Here is a 20,227-nt window from a genome sequence, read left to right as displayed (position 1 = left end):
TATGGTGACCACCAAAGCTAGTTTTGAACCGGAACGTCAGGCGCGGGCAGGCCTCTCTCGTGTCACTGAAGCCGACGACTATCCAGCGCGGCTTGGAGTGGCTGTTTTCGGCGCCGTGCGGTTGTGGGAACTCATCTCAGGTTCCGTCCCCTCGGTGGAAGAGCGAGAACGGTTTAGTGCCTCTGTTCGCGAAGCCTACGGAGGAACACGTCAACACCAGCGCCACGTAACGCTGGAACATGCTCTAGACCGTTGGGAAAGCCGCCGAGAACAGAGCGCCCCTGAACGCGACCTCGCATACATCACTTCACAAGGTGGAGGCTTCGTCATCCCGGGAGATCCCGGATGGCCGGAAGCCCTGAACGATCTCGGCCAATCAACCCCATACGGACTCTGGTGGCGCGGTGCTCAGAGCATTCCTACCAACACGAATGAATGCGTTGCGGTCGTCGGTACGCGTGATCCCACACCATACGGAGAACATGTGACCCGTGAATACACGGCTGAGATGGCTGAGCGTGGTGCAACGATCGTATCGGGAGGCGCACTCGGAGTAGACGCCTTGGCACACCACACGGCACTTGAACATTCAACCGCTCCGCTCGCAACAGCCGTGGTTTTAGCCGGGGGAGTAGATCGTCTCTACCCGGCCGCGAATCGAGCGCTGCTGGAACGAATCGGGAAAGAACACGTCATCATTTCCGAAGCGGCGCCGGGGGCATCGCCCATGCGGTGGAGGTTCTTGGCTCGCAACCGCATCATCGCAGCACTGAGCCGTGGAATCCTCGTGACCGAAGGTCGTCATCGTTCAGGTGCGATTTCAACAGCAGTACATGGTCTGGAGATAGGCCGCTGGGTTGGAGCGGTACCAGGGCCCGTGACATCGGCAACCTCAGCCGGTCCGCACCGGCTCATCCGTGACTACCCTGTGGAGCTCGTTAGTTCTGGAGCCGAACTGTGCAACTCGCTAGGGTTCAACAACCAAACCCAGCCAATGCTCATTCCAGACGCAACGGCCGGCCCGCAACGTTTGACTGACGGTCTTAACCCCATCGAACAACGAATCGTAGAAGCACTGTCGCCACGCACCTACCGCAACCTGGATGAGGTCTTCGCGATAGCTGGTCTGTCAGTGCCTGAAGCGATGCCCGTTCTAAGCCAACTACACCGACGTGGTCTGGCCGTTCAAAGAGGGCACGCATGGAAACGCGGCAAAGCGCCAGCCTGATGGAACCAACGCGGGGCATGTGTAAGCTGGCACTGAGTCAAGGAGGGACTATGGGCGAATCACTGAGCGACGTCATTGATTCGTTTGCCCGCCACCTCCGGTACGAACGGGGCCGATCCGAACACACGATCCGCGCCTATACCTCCGACGTCACTGCACTGTGCGAGCACGCAGGGCTCGAGGTCGAGGCAGACAAGGCCGATGCGCTGCGCCGCATCACGATTGCTGAACTACGAGCATGGCTCGCCCAAGCGGCCCATGACGGTAGAGCTCCAGCTACTCTTGCCCGACAAGCCGCATCAGCCCGTACATTCCTCGCTTGGGCGCTACGCGAAGGGCTCATCGAATCGGACCCATCAAACCGACTCAAAGCCCCAAAACGGAATAAGCATCTCCCGCAGGTTCTGAGGAACCAGCAAGCGGAACGCTTGCTGAGCCATTCAGCCCAACCCGTCGATTCCGCACCGGAAGCGCCGCAGCAACGCGCAGTACGCCTGCGAAACCAGGCGGCCCTCGAGCTTCTCTACGCGAGTGGCATCCGCGTATCCGAACTCGAAGGACTCAACCTGGAAGACATCGACCTCGACCAGCGGACCGCGAAAGTCCTCGGCAAAGGAAACAAGGAACGTGTTGTCCCGTTCGGTGTTCCTGCCGAAGCTGCGATCCGAGAATGGCTCAACGAAGGCCGACCTCATTTGCTCAAGGCGTCTGCGCATTCGAACAGCGGTGCGGAGCAGAACAGCGCTACGGAGAAGAACAACAATCAAGGTAATGCTCGGGACGATGCCTTGTTCCTTGGTGTGAGAGGCGGACGGTGGGGAAGCCGCCAGATCCGCGAAGCAGTCAACACTGAACTTGAAAAGCTCGGCGACACATCCGCTCGTGGCCCACACGCCCTACGACATTCAGCCGCAACCCATCTGCTCGACGGCGGTGCGGACTTACGTAGTGTTCAAGAGCTACTCGGACACTCATCCCTGGCTACAACCCAGCTCTATACACACGTTTCAGTCGAACGGCTCAGGAAGGCTTACCAACAAGGACACCCGCGAGCATAAACACCGTCGGGAGGGCCTTGAAACGCAATATATGAAGCAGTTGTGACCAGTGTGACTCAAGTGATAGGCCGCTTGTGAACCGGCCTAGTACTTGACAGAATAGACCCACCGTTCTAATTCAGCATCGGTCGTAGGGGAAGACGTACCGAAGCAGTGAAGAAGGAGCGGCATGTCACAACCAATGACAAGGGGCGCCTTGTATATCCACTCGGCCCCTGCAGCGCTGTGCCCTCATATCGAGTGGGCTATCGGCTCAGTGGTTGAGCGCCACACAACACTTGAGTGGGTTCCGCAGCCTGCCTCGCCCGGAATGCTCCGGGCCGAAATGGCCTGGGCCGGTCCACAAGGCACGGGCGCAGTTTTGACGTCCACCCTGCGCGGGTGGGCGCATTTGCGCTACGAAATTACGGAAGAAGCCTCACGTGGCGTTGATGCAGGCCGCTGGTCGCACACCCCTGAACTTGGCATCTTCCACGCAACCACAGACGTCGCTGGAAATATCCTCGTGTCCGAAGACCGCATCCGTTACGCCTACGAACAAGGCCGAGGAAACCCAGCTGCGGTCTACCACGAACTCTCGATCGCCCTCGGCGAAGCCTGGGACGAGGAACTCGAGCCATTCCGAGCGGCATCCGACGGCGCACCGATCCGCTGGCTCCACCACGTCGGCTAAAGCTCTGCCTATCTAGATCAAACTTCACTGCTTAAAGGTTGGTGCCCCACACAGCGTGTGGGGCACCAACCTTTAATGTTTATGAACGTTATGAGTAGCTGCGGAATGCAGCGACAGCGTTGTGTCCGCCGAAACCAAACGAGTTCGAAACTGCGACGCCAGGCTTCAGATCACGCGGTGTACCGGTGACAACATCAAGCGGGATCTGTGGATCCTGCTGATCAAGGTTGATTGTCACTGGGGCCTTGCCGTGGTGCAGAGCCAGGACAGTCAAGACGCCTTCAACAGCGCCGGCGCCACCCAACAGGTGGCCCGTCATCGACTTCGTTGCCGATACAGCAACGTTGTCGAGTGCGTCACCGAACGCGGCACGCATCGCGGTGTATTCAGGGATGTCACCCACCGGGGTAGAGGTCGCGTGAGCGTTGACGTGAACCACGTCTTCAGGGCTGAACTCGCCGTCAGCCATCGCGGCCTTAAGGGCGCGCATCGCGCCATTGCCGGACTCGTCTGGTGCGGTGATGTGGAATGCGTCAGCGGTGATTCCGGTTCCTGCGAGCTCAGCGTAGATCTTCGCGCCGCGTGCCTTAGCGTGCTCTTCCGATTCGAGGATCAGCGCGCCAGCGCCTTCACCCATGACGAAGCCATCGCGGTCGACGTCGTACGGGCGGGACGCGGACTGTGGGTCATCGTTGCGGCGAGACAGCGCCTGCATAGAGGAGAACGCGGCGATCGTAATCGGGTGGATAGCTGCCTCGCAGCCACCCGTGATCACAACGTCAGCGTGGCCATCGCGGATCATCTGCTGTGCTACGGCGAGAGCTTCGGTGCCCGATGCGCATGCAGAGACCGGCGTGCGGGCCGCGGCCTTAGCGCCGAAAGCAAGCGAGAGCGCGCCAGACGCGGCGTTCGGCATCAACATCGGCACCGTCATCGGAAGAACGCGGCGTGGGCCCTTGTCGCGCAGGGTGTCCCATGCATCCAGAAGAGTGTTGACACCGCCGATACCGGTTGCGTACGCGACGCCCAAGCGTTCGTGGTCAATCCCAGCCTCTTCCAGCTGTGCATCCGCCCACGCTTCCCGTGCTGAAACCAGGGCGAGCTGGGTTGACGGGTCATTGCGTTTAATTTCGGCGCGGGACAACACTTCAGATGCCGGAACAGCTACCCGTGCGGCGATGTTCACCGGCAAGCTGTACTGTTCGACCCAGTCCTCATTGAGGTGCCCGACACCCGAGGTGCCAGCCAGAGCCGCCTCCCACGTCGTAGGGACGTCACCACCGATCGGCGTCGTGGCGCCAAGGCCAGTCACGACAACTTTCTGAGCCATAGAACATCCTTTAGTCACGGGCCGCTGAGGGCTTCGTATAGTCAAGATCTGATAGGGGAGCGCGCAACCACGCTGATGCTACGGAAACCGTAGACAACGCTGGATGGACGCGACACTTACCCTGAAAGGGTGGAAATACGGTGTGCGGCCGAACACCGGCCGCGCAAGCTACCTGGAAATCGGCCGCACACCGTTTAAGCCTTGAACAGGCTAGCTAAGACTAGGCCTGAGCCTTCTCGATGTAGTCAACGGCGTCGCCAACAGTCTTGAGGTTCTTTACTTCCTCATCTGGAATCTTGACGTCGAACTTGGACTCAGCTTCAACAACGATGGTCATCATCGAGATCGAGTCGATGTCGAGGTCCTCGGTGAAGGACTTCTCGAGCTGGATCTCTTCAACGTCGATGTCGGTCTCTTCGTTGACGATCTCTGCCAGGCCGGCGAGAATCTCTTCCTTGCTTGCTGCCATGTGTGGCTCCTTCATTGTTTGTACCTGCCCGTGGGTGGCCAGGTTGTGGTGTTCTCCGCCAAAACTGGATTGACGGTCTGAACTAAGCCTATGTGGTTGCGGGACAGAGTTCAGTATTACGGGGCTACTTCTGTGAAGATGGTGACCCCGTGAAAGCTGTGGTTAGTTACCGGAATGCTCTCTGATGAAGGCGCGTGCTTCTTCGAGCTGATCCGGTGTCTTGAGGGCGAATGTTTTGACGCCTTTGAGCCCACGACGGGCCAGGCCGGTTAGCGTGCCGGCTGGCGTGAGCTCGATGAGGCCGGTGACGCCCAGGTCTTTCATGGTTTCCTGGCAGGACTCCCAGTCCACAGGGCGTGTCACCTGGTCTACAAGAAGCCGAAGCATGTGGGTTCCCGTGTCTACTTCGGAACCGCCAGCGTTTGTCAGTAGCGTCCCTCGTGGATCCCTTGCGGTGATAGATGCCGCCAGTTCGCGCAGAGGGTCTACAGCTGGGGCCATGTATTCGGTGTGGAATGCCCCAGCAACCTTCAGTGGGATGACCCGGGCCTTGGCTGGAGGGTTTTCTCCGAGCTTCTCGAGGCTTTCGAGGCTACCTGCGGCAACGATCTGCCCGCCGCCGTTCATGTTCGCGGGGGCAGTGCCTGCGGCCTCGATGGCTGCGATGACCTCCGCGTGGTCACCGCCCAAGACGGCCGCCATGCCGGTTGGCTGTGCGTTCGATGCCTTCGCCATCTCATCCGCGCGCAAAGCGACAAAGCGGAGTGCATCCTCGTAGCTCATGACGCCGGTAATGGCGGATGCGGTGATCTCACCGACAGAGTGGCCCGCGTAAACCGCATCAGCTGGGGCGCCGTCGTCGCCGAACAGCGCATCGGCTGCCAGCAGTCCAGCGGCAACGATGAGGCGCTGTGCATGCGCCGTATCCTTGATGGTTTCCTCGTCGGCTTCGGTGCCGAGCCAAGCGAGATCCTTGCCCGCTGCGTCAGACAGCTCAGCCAAACGCGAGGCGAGAGCAGGCTCTTCGAGCCAGCTTGTCAAGAAACCGGGAGTCTGCGAACCCTGTCCAGGGCAAACTATTGCTAACACGTGTTCCACTCTTCCAAAATTTGACGGACTCTGGCTGGCATGCGAGAGACCAAGGTCACGGATGACTTTTGTAGACATCCTACAAAGCGGTGCGTGCGGTTCGGCGAAAACTCGGCGCCGAGGTGTCGTCTTCATTGGTTGAATAGCACAACGCATCTCGTGAAGGGCCTCGCAGCTTCAAGAGCTGGATGAGGTGCTTATCGAGCTTAGGCAGACGCATTCGCGCCGTGAATCCGGCCAACAATCAGAGCAACGTGCAAAACAAGTGCATCGCGCGGTAGCAAAGGATCCCAGCCGGTCAGCTCCGTGACCCGGCGCAAGCGGTAGCGCACCGTATTGGCGTGGACATAAAGCTCACGAGCTGTGCCTTCGAGGGAACGCCCACCAGCAACGTAAGTCGATAAGGTCTGCGCAAGCACCGCATCGGAGTGCGCGATGGGTTCATAGACCCGTTCAATCAGCTCGGCGATGGCCAGCTCGTCTCCTGCAAGAGCACGTTCTGGCCACAAATCCTCAGCTCGGATGACTCGCGGCGCATCCGGCCAAGCGGACGCTGCAGCCAAACCGGCCAGAGCCTGTCGCGCTGAGTTATGGAAATCCTCGATCGCATCGACCACAGGTCCGATCACAACGTGCTCGCCGCCAAACTGACTCGCAAGTGGTTCGAACGCCTCAGAGGCTTCATTGACTCCACCCAGCAAGACCAGCAAACGGTTTCCCTGGATCCCGATCACCGCATCCTTGCCAGCTCGCATCGCAGCGCGCCGGATATCGGCAACATTGTTCGCCGTGGATTCATCAGCAGTGTGGCCCACAACGACGCAGAATGAGTCCAGCGAACGCCAGCCAACCGCAGACAACCGTGAACGCAACGCGTCAGCGCCCTCGCCGCGTAGCACCGCATCCACCACGAGCGCTTCCAAACGTGAGTCCCACGCGCCGCGATGTTCAGCCGCACGCGCGTAAACATCTGCTGCCGCGAACGCGATCTCTCGCGAATAGAGCAATACAGCTTCTCGCAACGCGGCTTGTTCGGAGGCATCCGCGAGTGCCGGTACCTCATCTTCAACTACCCCCACGACGGTGCGGATCAGCTGGAGAGCGCGCTGCAGAGAAACCGTGCGAGACAGCTCGCTCGGGGCCGAGCCAAACACATCTGCCAGAACCCAGGCGGGCGTATCGGGGTCTTGACACCACTGAACAAAATGCGAGATTCCTCGCTGGGCAACCAAACCCAGCGCCGAACGCTGGTCCGGTAGCAAAGATCGGTACCACGGGAGCTGTTGATCGAGCGCATTGAGCGCCAGGGTTGATAGCTGTCCGACGTGGGTTTTGAGCCGCTCCATCGCAACAGGAGCCTGCGACACCGCCTCTGAAAGACGCAAAGAACGTTGCGACGGGACGGAGGTTCCTGCTTGCTGCGGTGCTTGGTGGAGGGCCTCGGCGTTGGCTGCTTCGGCGAGTGCACCGTCTTCTGGCGGCATGTTCAGCACGCGGGCCCTCCTGACGATTCTGTTCCTGGCGGTTCTTATAGGGGTTGATGGGGTTCATATGCTCGTGAGGCGGCCTACGCACGGGGTGCGCAAGCCGCCTCACGAGCAGGGTGGCTTTACCGTTAGGGCTTAGGCGTCGCCGCCACCGCCGCCGGTAGTGCCAGCGTTGACGTTCAGCAGGTCGTACTTCTTGACGGCCTTGGCTGGGATGTCCTTGTCGATGTCACCGCGGTCAGCAAGCTGCTGGAGCGCACGTACTGCGATCGACTCGGCGTCGATGTGGAAGTAGCGGCGGGCTGCTGGACGGGTGTCAGCGAAACCGAAGTTGTCGCCGCCCAGGGTCGTGTAGTCGCCTGGGATGAAGCGACGGATCATGTCCGGCACGTGGTGCTGGTAGTCGGTTACGGCAAGGAACGGACCTTCGGCATCCTTGAGCTTCTCGGTCACGTAAGGGACCGGTGCCTCGGACTCAGGGTGCAGGAAGCGCTGCTTTTCTGCACGCAGGCCGTCACGACGCAGCTCGGACCACGACGTCACCGACCACAGGTCAGCGTTGACGCCCCAGTCCTCAGCGAGCAGCTCCTGGGCCTTGAAGATCCATGGAACAGCAACGCCGGAGGCGAGCAACTGAACCGTTGGGCCGTCGGCTTCGCCCTTGGACACCTGGTGGATACCCTTCACGATGCCTTCGACGTCGACGTTTTCAGGCTCTGCCGGCTGCTTGATTGGCTCGTTGTAGACGGTGAGGTAGTAGATCACGTTTGGATCTGGGTGCTCGCCGCCGTACATGCGCTCAAGGCCGTCTTGGACGATGTGGCCGATTTCGTAACCGTAGGCAGGGTCGTAGGAGACGACGCCAGGGTTGGTTGCGGCCAGAACGAGCGAGTGGCCATCCATGTGCTGCGTGCCTTCACCGGTCAGAGTCGTGAGACCGGCGGTTGCGCCGATCATGAAGCCACGTGCCAACTGGTCGGCTGCAGCCCAGATGCTGTCGCCGGTGCGCTGGAAGCCGAACATCGAGTAGAAGATGTAGACCGGGATCATCGGCTCGAGGTGGGTCGAGTACGAAGAACCAGCCGCGGTGAGTGCAGCCACGGAGCCGGCTTCGTTGATGCCAGTGTGCAGAATCTTGCCCTGTGGGGACTCCTTGTATGCGAGCATCAGGTCGCGGTCCACGGAGACGTAGTTCTGGCCCTGTGGGTTGTAAATCTTCGCGGTAGGGAAGAACGAGTCCATACCGAAAGTGCGTGCCTCGTCCGGGATGATCGGCACGATGCGGTGGCCGAAGTCCTTGTCACGCATGAGGTCGCGCAGAAGTCGCACGAACGCCATCGTGGTTGCTGCTTCCTGGCGGCCTGAACCACGTTTGGTGCCGCGGTATGCGGTCTTGTCTGGAAGCGCGATCGGGGAGGTGCGTTCGCGGCGTTCCGGCACGAAACCGCCGAGTGCCTGGCGACGTGTGATCATGTAGCGGATCGCTTCGTCGTCCATGCCTGGGTGGTAGTACGGCGGGCGTGCTGGGTCTTTCTCGAGCTCTTCGTCCGAGATTGGGATGCGCAGGTGGTCACGGAAGTCCTTGAGGTCCTGCAGGGTGAGCTTCTTCATCTGGTGGGTCGCGTTGCGTCCCTCGAAGTGGGTTCCGAGACCGTAGCCCTTGACCGTCTGAGCGAGGATCACGGTCGGCTGGCCCTTGTGCTCAACGGCGGCCTTGTATGCGGCGTAGACCTTGTTGTAGTCGTGGCCACCCCGCTTGAGCTGCCAGATTTCCTGGTCGGTCATGTCCTCGACCATCGCCTTGGTCTGTGGGGACTTGCCGAAGAAGTGCTCACGGACGAACGCGCCGGACTCAGCCTTGTAGGTCTGGTAGTCACCGTCCGGGGTTTCGTTCATGATGTTGACGAGCGAACCGTCGTGGTCCTTCTCGAGCAGGGCATCCCATTCACGGCCCCACACGACCTTGATGACGTTCCAGCCTGCTCCGCGGAAGTAGGCTTCGAGTTCCTGCATGATCTTGCCGTTACCGCGGACCGGGCCGTCAAGGCGCTGCAGGTTGCAGTTGATGACGAAGGTCAGGTTATCGAGGCCTTCGTTGGCTGCGTGCTGCAGGAAGCCGCGCGATTCTGGCTCATCCATCTCACCGTCGCCGAGGAATGCCCAGACGTGCTGCTGGGAGGTGTCCTTGATGCCGCGGTTGTGCAGGTAGCGGTTGAACTGTGCCTGGTAGATCGCGTTCGCTGGGCCAAGGCCCATCGAGACGGTTGGGAACTGCCAGAACTCAGGCATCATGCGTGGGTGCGGGTAGGAAGGCAGGCCGTTGGGGGCCTTCGACTTTTCTTGACGGAAGGAGTCGAGCTGCTCGTCGGTCAGTCGTCCTTCGAGGAACGCACGCGCGTACATGCCCGGGGAAGCGTGGCCCTGGAAGAAGACCTGGTCACCGCCACCGTCGTGGCCTGGGCCGCGGAAGAAGTGGTTGAAACCGACCTCGTAGAGGGTTGCTGCGCCGGCGTAGGTCGAGATGTGGCCACCAACGGACAGGCCTGGTGCCTGGGCGCGGTGGACCATGACGGCTGCATTCCAGCGGATCCAGCGGCGGTATGCGCGCTCGAGTTCCTCGGTACCCGGGAAGTCAGGTTCTTGGTCCACCGGGATCGTGTTGACGTAGTCGGTGGTGGTAACCATCGGGACGGCTACGGACTTGGCGCCTGCGCGCTGTAGCAGCGAACGCACGATGTATTCGGCGCGTTCGGTTCCCTGCGTTTCAACGAGCCCGTCGAAGGATTCAAGCCATTCTTTGGTTTCTTCGGGGTCGGTGTCAGACAGATGTTTCACCAATCCGCTGCGGATATCGGTGATGTGATGGTCCTGTTGGGCCACGGCCGTTCCCTTTCTAGTGCTGACAAATCTCGTTCTTGATTCTCTCCCGTTTTCAACGGTTGAGCGAACTGTCTTGTTCCCATCGTAGTAGGGGACGGCGGGGAGTTTTGGCGCGTTCAGTTGTTTTGAGCGTTGAAAACGTGTTTTGTTAGACGTGTAGCCCTGATCACGGGGTGAGTTTTCGTTGTTCTATGGAAAAGGATTTGTGACGTGAGCGTTCGGACGGCGCCGTATGAGGGTGCTGCTCAGCGGATGGGGATCTCTGGAGATCATCTTGTTCAAGAGCTCGGTTATGACGAGGATGTCGATTTTGAGCTTCGTGACGTGATCGAGGAGGTCACTGGCGAGCCGATTCTGGACGAGGACGAGCACGAGGTTGTTGACGCCGTTTTGCTCTGGTGGCGTGACGGCGACGGTGACCTTGTTGATGCGATGGTTGATTCCCTCACGGATCTTGATGATGGCGGCGTTGTGTGGCTTTTGACCCCCAAGCTGGGGGAGGAGGGCCATGTGTCTCCTGTTGAGATTCAGGAAGCTGCACCGACGGCTGGCTTGCACACGACGAGCACTGTTGATGTTTCTGAGCTGTGGTCCGCTGTGTGTCTGCAGCAGCGGAAGCGTCACTGAATGGTGGTAGATCCTTCCGATGCGGCGCCTGGGTTGGCGTCGCTTTCGGTTCCGTTGGTGAACCAGCATGGTGAGCGGGTTGTGCTCGCTGACCGTGTTGGTCAGGTGACGGTTTTGAGTTTTTTCCCGTTGAGTTTCACTCCGGTGTGTCATTCGGAGTTGGGCGGGCTTGCTCAGGTTGCCGGTGCGTGGGCTGAGGCTGGCGTGTATGTTGCGGCGTGTTCGGTGGATTCGCGGTATACGTTGCGTACGGTTTCGGATCAGCTGGGTTTGTGCTTTGACGTGCTGAGTGATTTTTGGCCGCATGGGGCTCTTGCGCAAGCGTTGGACGCGTTCGATGCGGGGCGCGGCCACGCTACGCGTACCGCTTTCGTATGGGATGCTTCAGGGCGGCTGGTTTCGAGGATCGAAGCTGATCGCACCGCGAGCAGACCTCTGGACGCCTACGTTGAGGCATTGCAGACGGCGGGGGTTGAACTATAGATTCGCCCATTTAAGTCGCGGTGATTCTTTAGAGGAGTTTTAGCGTCTAACACCGTCGACTCGTTGAACTCCCCAGCCGTTGTCTTTGCGCTTCAATAGGAGCGTCCTTGCGTCAGTAGGGCCGGCCACCGTGGTTTCTGCTGTTTTGCCCGGCCGGGCCTAAAGAAAATGCGCTCCTCTTCTCGCGCCGTACATGTCACGCAGTAATTTCCGTTATGGAGTTTCTTGTTGGGCGCGTGAATATTCTCAAAGTGGTTATATCCTTCGACAATCCATGTGTTTGGTTTCACGACATCGTTCACCCCTAACCACCCCAACCCACTCACAGATGTGCCACGACACCCTGCCAACCATCTGTCACGACATCGTTCACCCGTCTGTCACGACATCGTTCCGCATAAGGTGGGGTGAGTCGGCATGCTGAGGTATGACATACACACGCAACAGAGCGATCGTGCTAGCCATCACTGACGGTGGGATGAGCGTTAAAGACGCAGCCGCACATTTTGGTGTCAGCACCCGTTGGATCAGGACCTTGCTCAAACGCTTCCGTATCGGCGGGCTTGAAGCACTCCACCCACACTCCAAACGCCCGCACACCAACCCCAACCAGACACCAGAAAAACTACGCGAAACTATCCTCGCGCTACGCCACCAACTCCTTCGAGACGGCCTAGACGCTAGTGCTGAAACGATCTATGACCTGCTACCAGAGAACACTCGCCCCTCAACCAGCACCATCTTCCGGATCCTGAAAACAGCCGGGACAATCCAACCTCAACCACAAAAACGGCCCCGCTCCTCATGGCAACGATTCCAAGCCCCCGCCCCCAACAGCCTCTGGCAGTCCGACTTCACCCACTGGCCGCTAGCCGATGGCACCGACACCGAAATCATCTCCTGGCTCGATGACCACTCCCGCTACCTCACCCACATCAGCGTCTACCCCAGAATCACCGGCCGCATAGTAGTCAACACCTTCCTAGAAGCCACCGAGACACACGGACTCCCAGCAGCAACCCTGACCGATAACGGACTCGTTTACACCACACGCCTAGCCGGAGGCCGCACCACCAATAAACAACCCAACCCCTTCGAACAACTCCTCACCGATCTCAACATCGAACAAAAGAACGGCCGCCCCGGAAAACCCACCACCCAAGGAAAAATCGAACGCTTCCACCGCACCCTGAAAACATGGCTCAAAGCCCAACCACCAGCCCAAACCCACCAAGACCTACAACAACAACTCCACGACTTCCAGACCCTCTATAACACCCAACGAAAACACCGAGCCATCAACAGACGAACACCCCACCAGGCCTACACCGCCACACCTAAAGATCAACCCACCATCACACTCGGCAACAGCTGCTGGCGAGTCCGTTACGACCGCGTAGACAGCCACGGCAAAATCACCCTCCGCTACGCCGGAAAACTCCGCCACCTCGGCATCGGCCACGCCCACAACAGACAACGCATCATCCTGCTCGTCAACGGCCCCGAAGCCCTCGCTATCAACAAAACAACAGGAGAAATCATTGGCGCCTACACCATCGACCCCACCAAAAACTACCAACCCAAAAAACGGAACGATGTCCTGACACATCCACCAAAAAAGCGGAACGATGACGCGACACATCACCACCCCAGGACATAAAAAATGTCGGGACATCGTATGAACGATGTCCCGACACATAACAATGGTGGGTCCAGAGGGACTCGAACCCCCGACCCTCTCGGTGTAAACGAGATGCTCTAGCCAACTGAGCTATAGACCCAACTGTTTGTTCTCAGTTCACTTTCGATCCCTGAGCACGAACATTCACCTTACCCTAATTTTTCTGATTTACCCAACTGGGGCGTTCGATGTGGCAATCACCACATCGAACGCCCCAGTTTAAAGCTCAGCTTGAGGCCCCTAGATCCACATCGCCGGGTCGACGTATTCGCCCGGGTCGACCGCCGGCTTGCGCTCGTCCGGTTTAGCCGCGCGCGCCCTGCCGGGAACGCCGGTGATGATTGAGCCCGGATCGGCGTCCTTGACCACAACCGCGTTAGCGCCGATCTGTGAATCATCACCGATGACAACCGGACCCAGAACCTTCGCGCCAGCGCCGATAGTGACGCGGTCACCGATGGTCGGGTGGCGTTTGATCTTCGCAAGCGACCGCCCGCCAAGGGTCACGCCGTGGTAGAGCATGACGTCGTCACCGATTTCCGCGGTCTCGCCGATCACGACACCCATGCCGTGGTCGATGAAGAAGCGGCGGCCGATGCGCGCGCCAGGGTGGATCTCGATGCCGGTTGCAAAGCGGGTTAGCTGCGAAAGGGCCCGGGCCGGGAGCCTCAGCAACGGTGAAGCGTTCCACATGCGGTGTGCTAGCCGGTGCATCCAGATGGCATGCAGGCCTGAATAAACGATCGCGATTTCGGCGCCTGAGCGCGCCGCTGGATCGTGGTCCCGCGCGTTCTTGATGTCTTCCCGGAACGTGGAGATGAATCCCACAGAGGGTCCTTTCGGGCTAAAAGAGTGCTAGCTGGTTTCAGCCGCGGATGTCATCGTAGAGCATCGTGGAGATGTAGCGCTCACCGAAGTCCGGAACAACCGCAACGATGAGCTTGTCACGGTTTTCTTCGCGCTTAGCTACCTCAAGCGCTGCCCACACAGAAGCGCCCGAGGAGATACCGCCGAGGATGCCTTCCTTTGCGCCAAGGGCGCGTGCAGTTTCTATGGAAGCGTCGAGCGGAGCGTCGATGACTTCGTCGTAGATCTCGCGGTCGAGGACCTCTGGAACGAAGTTCGCGCCGAGGCCCTGGATCTTGTGTGGGCCCGCGGTGCCTTCGCTCAGCAGTGGGGAATCGGCTGGCTCGACTGCAACAACCTTCACGCCGCTCTTCTGCTTCTTGAGGTAGCGGCCGGCACCCGTGATGGTTCCGCCGGTGCCAACGCCGCCGACGAGGATGTCAACCGCGCCATCGGTGTCGTTCCAAATTTCTGGGCCGGTCGTGGCCTCGTGGATCTCTGGGTTGGCCTGGTTGCTGAACTGGCTAGCGAGGATCGCGTTGTCGGTTTCCTGGACGATCTGCTGTGCCTTTTCAACTGCACCGCGCATGCCATCTGCGCCGGAAGTCAAAACGATCTCGGCACCGAATGCGCGAAGAATCACGCGGCGTTCGCTCGACATGGTCTCAGGCATCGTGAGGATCACACGGTAGCCGCGTGCAGCGCCAACCATCGCAAGCGCGATGCCGGTGTTGCCGGAGGTGCCCTCGACGATGGTTCCGCCTGGCTTCAGTTCGCCGGACTTCTCAGCGGCGTCGATAATCGCGCGGCCGATGCGATCCTTAACGGAGTTCGCTGGGTTGTAGAACTCGAGCTTGACGGCGACGTTGCCTGGAAGGTCAGCGTCGAGCTTGTTGAGACGAACGAGTGGCGTGTTGCCGATTGCTTCAGTGACGTTGTTCAGGATTGGCACGGTCTGCTCCTTTTCCTTGAATGGTCTGTAACGCTTATGTGCCCAGACAGCGTGATTGGCTATGAGCTGCTGCCCGGTTTCGGTGCTCAGCTTATGGAATTGCTTGTTGGAATGTCGGCTTCAAGAAACTTAACGAAACGTGATCTTGCAGCGCTGAGCTTCGGGTCGATGATGACCTGGCAGTAGCCCGCCTGCGGATTCCGTTGGTAGTAGTCCTGGTGCTCGATCTCTGCCGTGTACCAAGGGCCCAGGGGCTCGATGGTGGTGACGATCTGGTCGGTCCAGTTGGCTTGGTTGCGTTCAATGGCGGCTTCGAAGACTTCAGTCTGCTCCTGGCTGTTAGTGAACAGTGCAGAACGGTATTGCGTTCCGACGTCGTAGCCTTGCCGGTTCAGTGTTGTCGGGTTGTGCATCGTGAAGAACATGTCCAACACCACATCCTCACTGATGAGAGAAGGGTCGAAAGTTACTGCCACAGCTTCGGCATGGCCCGTGGTCCCTGTACACACGCTGTCGTAGTCGGCGGGTGCATCGCCGCCTCCGGTGTAACCGGATTTGACGTGGGTGACACCGCGGACCATGCGGAACCAGGCGTCGAGGCACCAGAAGCACCCGCCGGCCATCACGATCGTGCGTACACTTTGTTGATTCATCAATTGGTTCAACACTTCGCGAGCCGGGAGTGTTCCCGAGACCGGTTTCACGGGTAGCTTAATGAGTATGAGTTCTACTGCATCGGAGAATCGGGTCCCAACTCTCAGCACGGTTTGGGAACATATCAACCGTTTGTGGCCGGAGACGTTGGCTGAGTCGTGGGACGCTGTTGGCCCCGTAACTGGACGTCCAGATCAGCTGGTTCACCGCATCGTGTTTGCGGTTGATCCGACTGAGGAGGTCGCTGTCGATGCGATTGAACGCGGCGCGGACCTCTTGTTGACTCACCACCCTTTGATGTTGCGGGCAGTGAACTCAGTTGCTGGTGATCGTTTCAAGGGCCGTGTTGTGCACACGCTGATTGAAGCGGGTTGTGCCCTCTACACGGCTCACACGTCGGCTGATTCGGCTCTGGGCGGTGTCTCTGACGTCATCATTCGTGGCTTAGGTGTTGAGCAGTCTGAGCCGCTGGCTCCGGTGGACCGTGGCGTTGAAGGTGAAGGGATCGGCCGCGTCGGCGATCTTGCTGAGGAGTGCACGCTCGCGGAGTTCGCTGAGCGCGTCTACAGCATCATTCCGGCGGTTGCCGGTGGGGTGCGGGTCGCTGGAAACCCTGAAGGCAGCGTCAAACGTGTAGCTGTGTGCGGCGGGGCGGGGGATTCGCTGTTCGATGCGGTTCGTGCCTCTAAAGCGGATGTGTACGTGACGGCGGACCTGAGACACCACCCCGCATCGGAGGCCCGCGAAGCTGCGGTCAATGACCGCCCGTTCCTCATTGATGTTTCGCACTTCGCGTCGGAATGGCTGTGGTTACCCGCCGCGGCTGATGCGCTGAGCCGCTCGCTGCACGACGATGGCTATGACGTCGTGTGCCAGGTGAGCCAAGTGAACACTGACCCATGGGATTTTATTTTGACGCCGTGATGGGCTCCCGCAGAATGGCCAGCGTGACGCCGTAATGGCTTAGCCGCTTGGCGTGGGAGACAATAGAGGTACGCAGTGAGGCCTCGGATACGAAAGTAGGGATCGTCGTGATTACCGCAACACGTGAGCATCAGGAGCTTCTCCTGGAGATTCAGGCTCTGATCTCCTCGGTTGAGCAGCGGCGCCGCGAACACGATGCGGTTGCGACGGCCAAGCGTGTGCGTCAGGCGCGCGCGGATGCGATCCAGGCACGTGCCGAGCGTGACGATGAAGTGCGGCAGGTTGAGGTTTTGAACCGTGCGGTCGCTGATCTAGAGAAAGCCATCGTTGAGCTGGCATCCGATATTGAGGCCAAGGAAGAGCAACTCCTCGCCGGCGTCGAGCCGCAGAGCGAAGCTGATCGTTTGGCACGGATGCTCGATATTCTGCGTGAACGCCGTGTTTCGCTCGAGGAGACGTTGATCGAGACGGTTGAGGAGCGTGACGAAAAGCGTGCCGATGCCGAGGAAGCTGAGCGGGTTTTGACTGCTGCGGTCGCAGAGAATCACGCCGCTCAGGTGTACGTGAGGGACCAGCGTGAGTCCCTTGTTGCGCAGATTAACGATGCTGAAACGCAGCGTCAGGAGCTCAGATCTCGCCTGGATGCGGAGCTGCGTGAGCTTTTTGAGAAGCTCGTTGCAGAACACGGCGTTGGAGCTGCCCGACTCGACAACGGTACGTGTTCAGCGACCGGATTGCCGTTGTCGCCGAAAGAGCTTGCCGCCATCGCGGAGCTTGGTGAAGAGGAGCTCGCGTTCTGCCCTCACACCGGGATTATTCTCGTGCGTGAGAGCGGCTTCTAAACCGGCTCAGCGAGGCTAGTTTTCGTCGAGCACGACGGTGAGTTGCCCGGCCTTTCGTGGTGTCGTCTCGATGAGTTCTGTTTGCGGCCAGTGTTTCTGCATCGAGGTGAGCAGGGCTTGTGGTGTTTGAGGGCCGTCGCCGCGGGTTTGCATGAGGAGCCGCGCAACTTCGCCTCGGGTGTGTTTGGCGTGGTGTGAGACCACTTTGCGTTTCCCGTCCTTAACTTGCACGACGTTGACGGTCACGGTTTGTTCCGGCGGTGGAACGAAAGCCGCTTGATACGCGGAGGACCGGCAATCGATGATGAGTTCGCCTTCAACGCGTTCAGCTAGGGCCTCGGCAAGGCGTGGTTTCCAGTAGGTAGCGAGTTTGCCAAGGCCAGGAAGCTTGACGTGCATCGACAGTCGGTACGCCGGGATGTGATCACCGAGCCCAACGGCACCCCACAGCGCCGAGATCACGAGGATGCGCTCGTTGGCTTTCTTTTTCTGGGTGGTAGTCATGCCCGCGTAATCAAGCGCATCGTAGAGCACGCCTGTATAGATCTCGTGTGCGGGAGCTGCAGGCGCATCGAAGATGTCGATGTTTCGCTCGATCTCGTGAGCGACAGCCTTGCCAACACCTAAGACTTCCGGCGCATCGGTCGCCACTGAAACCTCCTCAAGACGCTGCGCAACCTCGCGGCGCGCATCGGCGAGCTCCGGGCACACGAGTGCCTCCAGATCCACGCTCTTTCCGTGGGTTGCGGGCGTCTTACCTTCAGAAGGCGGCAAAAGAATAATCACGATGGTCATCATAGTCGCGCAGAAACCTGCGCGGGCCGCATGCATGGGTAGGATGTAAGGCGCGGAAGGAGACGGACAGACGATCGCGGCGCCGTGGGCGCCGAGGAAAGTCCGGACTCCACAGGACAGGGTGGTGGATAACGTCCACTCAGGGTGACCTGCAGGAAAGTGCAACAGAGAGAAGACCGCCGTGGCCCTTTCGAGGATGCACACGGTAAGGGTGAAAGGGTGGTGTAAGAGACCACCGGCGCGTCAGGTGACTGCCGCGGCCAGGAAAACCCCACCCGGAGCAAGACCGAGCAGACTACGCTCTAAGGCGGTCCGCTGAAGTAGTCGGGTTGGTTGCTTGAAGCCACGAGTAATCGTGGCTCTAGATAGATGGTCGTCATGCGTGAGGCGGTAACGCCTTACACATACAGAATCCGGCTTATGGCCGTCTTCTTCCGCTCAAACTGCGTAGCGCTGATTCTCTGGAAGTGTGTGACGCCACTCAAAGCGGCGTGAACCCCGTGAGGTCTGGCACGTCCTTAGGTAGAATGGGGAGCGGTTTAGCACGCTCACCGGGCAGGTGTTGCGCGCTCCACACTCGTCTAGGCCAGTGAACGCTCACATCATGAAGGGCTGCTGGCTGAATCCAATCAACCAGGAGTTGTCAGTGACCCAGCAGACTGAAGCTGTATACGCAGACTGGAAGAACCGTGAGGCTCTAGCGGAAAAGATGATTCCGCTGATCGGTCGCCTGTACCGCGAAAACAACGTGGTGACCTCGATCTACGGTCGCAAACTGATCAATGTTTCAGTAGTCGACATCCTCAAGGCTCACCGCGTCGTCCGCCGCATCGAGGGCAAGGAACTCGATCCGCAGCGCACTTACGATCTGCTGGTGAAGCTCAACGAACTCAACCCAGGCAACGTATCGATCGACCTCGGTCGTCTGAACCGTGCACTCGAAGAAAAGGGTGCAGACGACGCGGATGCGTTCCTCGCTGAGCTCTACGCGGACGTCCTGGGTCAGAAGGCTGACGCAAGCGGTGCCCGCGACGTCGTCCTCTACGGTTTCGGCCGGATCGGCCGCCTCTTGGCTCGTATCCTCATCGAACGCGGCGGCGTGGGCCTGCGCCTGCGTGGCGTCGTCGTCCGTAAGGGCGCAGATAACGACCTGCAGAAGCGCGCGTCCCTGTTGCGCCGTGACTCGGTTCACGGTGCATTCGACGGCACGATCGTTGTTGACGAAGAGAACAACACGATCACCGCGAACGGCACTCAGATCCAGTTCATCTACGCGAACGACCCATCCCAGGTCGACTATACGCAGTACGGCATCGAGAACGCCATCGTGGTTGACAACACCGGCCGCTGGCGCGATGAAGAAGGCCTCGGCCAGCACATCAAGGCTAAGGGCACCAGCGCGGCCCTGCTGACCGCGCCAGGTAAGGGAGACATCAAGAACATCGTGTTCGGTGTCAACGACGGCGACATCACCGAGGACGACACGATCCTCTCCGCAGCATCCTGCACGACCAACGCGATCACCCCAGTCCTGAAGGCTGTCAATGATCGCTACGGCGTTGTCCAGGGCCACGTTGAGACGGTTCACGCGTTCACGAACGACCAGAACCTCATCGACAACTTCCACAAGGGCGAGCGCCGCGGCCGTTCCGCAGTCTTGAACATGGTGCTCACCGAGACCGGCGCCGCTAAGGCTGTCGCGAAGGCTCTTCCTGAGCTTGAAGGTAAGCTGACCGGTAACGCTGTGCGCGTTCCAACTCCGGACGTTTCCATGGCGATCCTCAACCTGACCCTCGAGAAGGAAACCTCGGTCGAGGACATCAACAACTTCCTGCGTGAAACCTCTCTTTCGGGCGAACTGCACAAGCAGATCGACTACACCGACTCGCCAGAGGTCGTATCGACTGACTTCGTTGGCTCCCGCCGCGCAGGCATCGTCGACGGCCGCGCAACCATCGTTGGTGCAGACAAGAAGCACGTTGTGCTCTACGTCTGGTACGACAACGAGTTCGGCTACTCGTGCCAGGTTGTCCGCATCATCGAGAAGATGGCAGGCAGCCACCCGGTTGCGATCCCAGCCGTCAAGTAAGACTGCTGATACAGCATCCGTTACGGTGTAAATAGCGAAAGCTTTGGCCTCGAGGTAAACACCTCGGGGCCAAGGCTTTTAACAGTGTTTGTTCACTGCTGTGCCGGATTACCGCGTGGG

18 protein-coding genes, 1 tRNA gene and 1 other RNA gene are annotated in these 20,227 nt (G+C 59.5%); 10 read left to right on the top strand and 10 right to left on the bottom strand.

What is annotated here, in order from left to right:
• Position 1: 1 nt before the first annotated feature.
• The 3 genes from dprA (at position 2) to JOD50_RS09655 (ending at position 2,959) form a co-directional block, all read left to right on the top strand.
• On the top strand, positions 2-1,228 hold the full coding sequence (dprA, locus tag JOD50_RS09665; protein WP_204881360.1) for a DNA-processing protein DprA: 1,227 nt from the start codon (positions 2-4) through the stop codon (positions 1,226-1,228).
• A gap of 50 nt (positions 1,229-1,278) precedes the next feature.
• Entirely contained in the window at positions 1,279-2,286 is a 1,008-nt protein-coding gene (locus JOD50_RS09660; protein WP_204881359.1) for a tyrosine recombinase XerC, read from the top strand.
• Positions 2,287-2,455: 169 nt separating this feature from the next.
• A complete protein-coding gene (locus JOD50_RS09655; protein WP_101629430.1) occupies positions 2,456-2,959 on the top strand; it encodes a DUF3145 domain-containing protein in 504 nt (167 codons plus the stop codon).
• Between the two features lie 88 nt (positions 2,960-3,047).
• Here JOD50_RS09655 and fabF read toward each other — a convergent pair whose 3' ends face one another.
• From fabF to aceE, 5 genes are all read right to left on the bottom strand, one after another.
• Positions 3,048-4,289, bottom strand: a complete 1,242-nt coding sequence (gene fabF, locus JOD50_RS09650) for a beta-ketoacyl-ACP synthase II (protein WP_204881358.1) — start codon at positions 4,287-4,289, stop codon at positions 3,048-3,050.
• Positions 4,290-4,509: 220 nt separating this feature from the next.
• On the bottom strand, positions 4,510-4,758 hold the full coding sequence (locus tag JOD50_RS09645) for an acyl carrier protein (protein WP_035754216.1): 249 nt from the start codon (positions 4,756-4,758) through the stop codon (positions 4,510-4,512).
• A 162-nt stretch (positions 4,759-4,920) separates the two neighbouring features.
• The gene (locus tag JOD50_RS09640) at positions 4,921-5,847 is read right to left on the bottom strand and encodes an acyltransferase domain-containing protein (protein WP_204881357.1); all 927 of its coding nucleotides are present in this window, start codon (positions 5,845-5,847) and stop codon (positions 4,921-4,923) included.
• A 206-nt stretch (positions 5,848-6,053) separates the two neighbouring features.
• Positions 6,054-7,331, bottom strand: coding sequence for a PucR family transcriptional regulator (locus JOD50_RS09635; RefSeq protein ID WP_204881641.1), 1,278 nt, complete (start codon positions 7,329-7,331; stop codon positions 6,054-6,056).
• Positions 7,332-7,469: 138 nt separating this feature from the next.
• Positions 7,470-10,214 (bottom strand): pyruvate dehydrogenase (acetyl-transferring), homodimeric type, encoded by a 2,745-nt coding sequence (gene aceE / locus JOD50_RS09630; RefSeq protein WP_338052103.1) that lies wholly within the window; start codon positions 10,212-10,214, stop codon positions 7,470-7,472.
• Between the two features lie 252 nt (positions 10,215-10,466).
• Here aceE and JOD50_RS09625 point away from each other — a divergent pair, with 252 nt between their 5' ends.
• From JOD50_RS09625 to JOD50_RS09615, 3 genes are all read left to right on the top strand, one after another.
• On the top strand, positions 10,467-10,841 hold the full coding sequence (locus tag JOD50_RS09625; RefSeq protein WP_101629684.1) for a DUF3052 domain-containing protein: 375 nt from the start codon (positions 10,467-10,469) through the stop codon (positions 10,839-10,841).
• Positions 10,842-11,324, top strand: a complete 483-nt coding sequence (locus JOD50_RS09620; RefSeq protein WP_204881356.1) for a redoxin domain-containing protein — start codon at positions 10,842-10,844, stop codon at positions 11,322-11,324.
• 427 nt (positions 11,325-11,751) lie between these two features.
• Entirely contained in the window at positions 11,752-12,984 is a 1,233-nt protein-coding gene (locus JOD50_RS09615) for an IS481 family transposase (RefSeq protein WP_239541574.1), read from the top strand.
• 44 nt (positions 12,985-13,028) lie between these two features.
• Here JOD50_RS09615 and JOD50_RS09610 read toward each other — a convergent pair.
• From JOD50_RS09610 to msrA, 4 genes are all read right to left on the bottom strand, one after another.
• Positions 13,029-13,105: transfer RNA gene (locus JOD50_RS09610), tRNA-Val, on the bottom strand.
• 140 nt (positions 13,106-13,245) lie between these two features.
• Entirely contained in the window at positions 13,246-13,833 is a 588-nt protein-coding gene (gene epsC / locus JOD50_RS09605; protein ID WP_204881355.1) for a serine O-acetyltransferase EpsC, read from the bottom strand.
• A gap of 37 nt (positions 13,834-13,870) precedes the next feature.
• Positions 13,871-14,803 carry a cysteine synthase A gene (gene cysK / locus JOD50_RS09600; protein WP_204881354.1) on the bottom strand — a complete coding sequence of 311 codons (933 nt, stop codon included), beginning with the start codon at positions 14,801-14,803 and terminating at the stop codon, positions 13,871-13,873.
• Between the two features lie 86 nt (positions 14,804-14,889).
• The gene (gene msrA / locus JOD50_RS09595; RefSeq protein WP_204881639.1) at positions 14,890-15,456 is read right to left on the bottom strand and encodes a peptide-methionine (S)-S-oxide reductase MsrA; all 567 of its coding nucleotides are present in this window, start codon (positions 15,454-15,456) and stop codon (positions 14,890-14,892) included.
• Positions 15,457-15,523: 67 nt separating this feature from the next.
• Here msrA and JOD50_RS09590 point away from each other — a divergent pair, with 67 nt between their 5' ends.
• Both JOD50_RS09590 and JOD50_RS09585 read left to right on the top strand, forming a co-directional pair.
• Entirely contained in the window at positions 15,524-16,381 is an 858-nt protein-coding gene (locus JOD50_RS09590; RefSeq protein WP_338052100.1) for a Nif3-like dinuclear metal center hexameric protein, read from the top strand.
• Between the two features lie 107 nt (positions 16,382-16,488).
• Positions 16,489-17,223, top strand: a complete 735-nt coding sequence (locus tag JOD50_RS09585) for a zinc ribbon domain-containing protein (protein ID WP_204881352.1) — start codon at positions 16,489-16,491, stop codon at positions 17,221-17,223.
• A gap of 15 nt (positions 17,224-17,238) precedes the next feature.
• On the opposite strand, the gene JOD50_RS09580 is transcribed toward JOD50_RS09585, so the two are convergent.
• The gene (locus JOD50_RS09580) at positions 17,239-18,021 is read right to left on the bottom strand and encodes a YaaA family protein (RefSeq protein WP_239541573.1); all 783 of its coding nucleotides are present in this window, start codon (positions 18,019-18,021) and stop codon (positions 17,239-17,241) included.
• A 55-nt stretch (positions 18,022-18,076) separates the two neighbouring features.
• Between JOD50_RS09580 and rnpB the strand changes: the two genes are divergently transcribed.
• Both rnpB and JOD50_RS09570 read left to right on the top strand, forming a co-directional pair.
• Positions 18,077-18,454: RNase P RNA component class A (gene rnpB / locus JOD50_RS09575), an RNA gene on the top strand.
• A 273-nt stretch (positions 18,455-18,727) separates the two neighbouring features.
• Positions 18,728-20,107 (top strand): glyceraldehyde-3-phosphate dehydrogenase, encoded by a 1,380-nt coding sequence (locus tag JOD50_RS09570; RefSeq protein WP_239541872.1) that lies wholly within the window; start codon positions 18,728-18,730, stop codon positions 20,105-20,107.
• Positions 20,108-20,227 lie beyond the last annotated feature (120 nt).

Source organism: Pseudoglutamicibacter cumminsii (assembly GCF_016907775.1).
In the GTDB taxonomy this organism is placed as follows: domain Bacteria; phylum Actinomycetota; class Actinomycetes; order Actinomycetales; family Micrococcaceae; genus Pseudoglutamicibacter; species Pseudoglutamicibacter cumminsii.
This window is presented reverse-complemented; position numbering and strand designations above follow the sequence as displayed.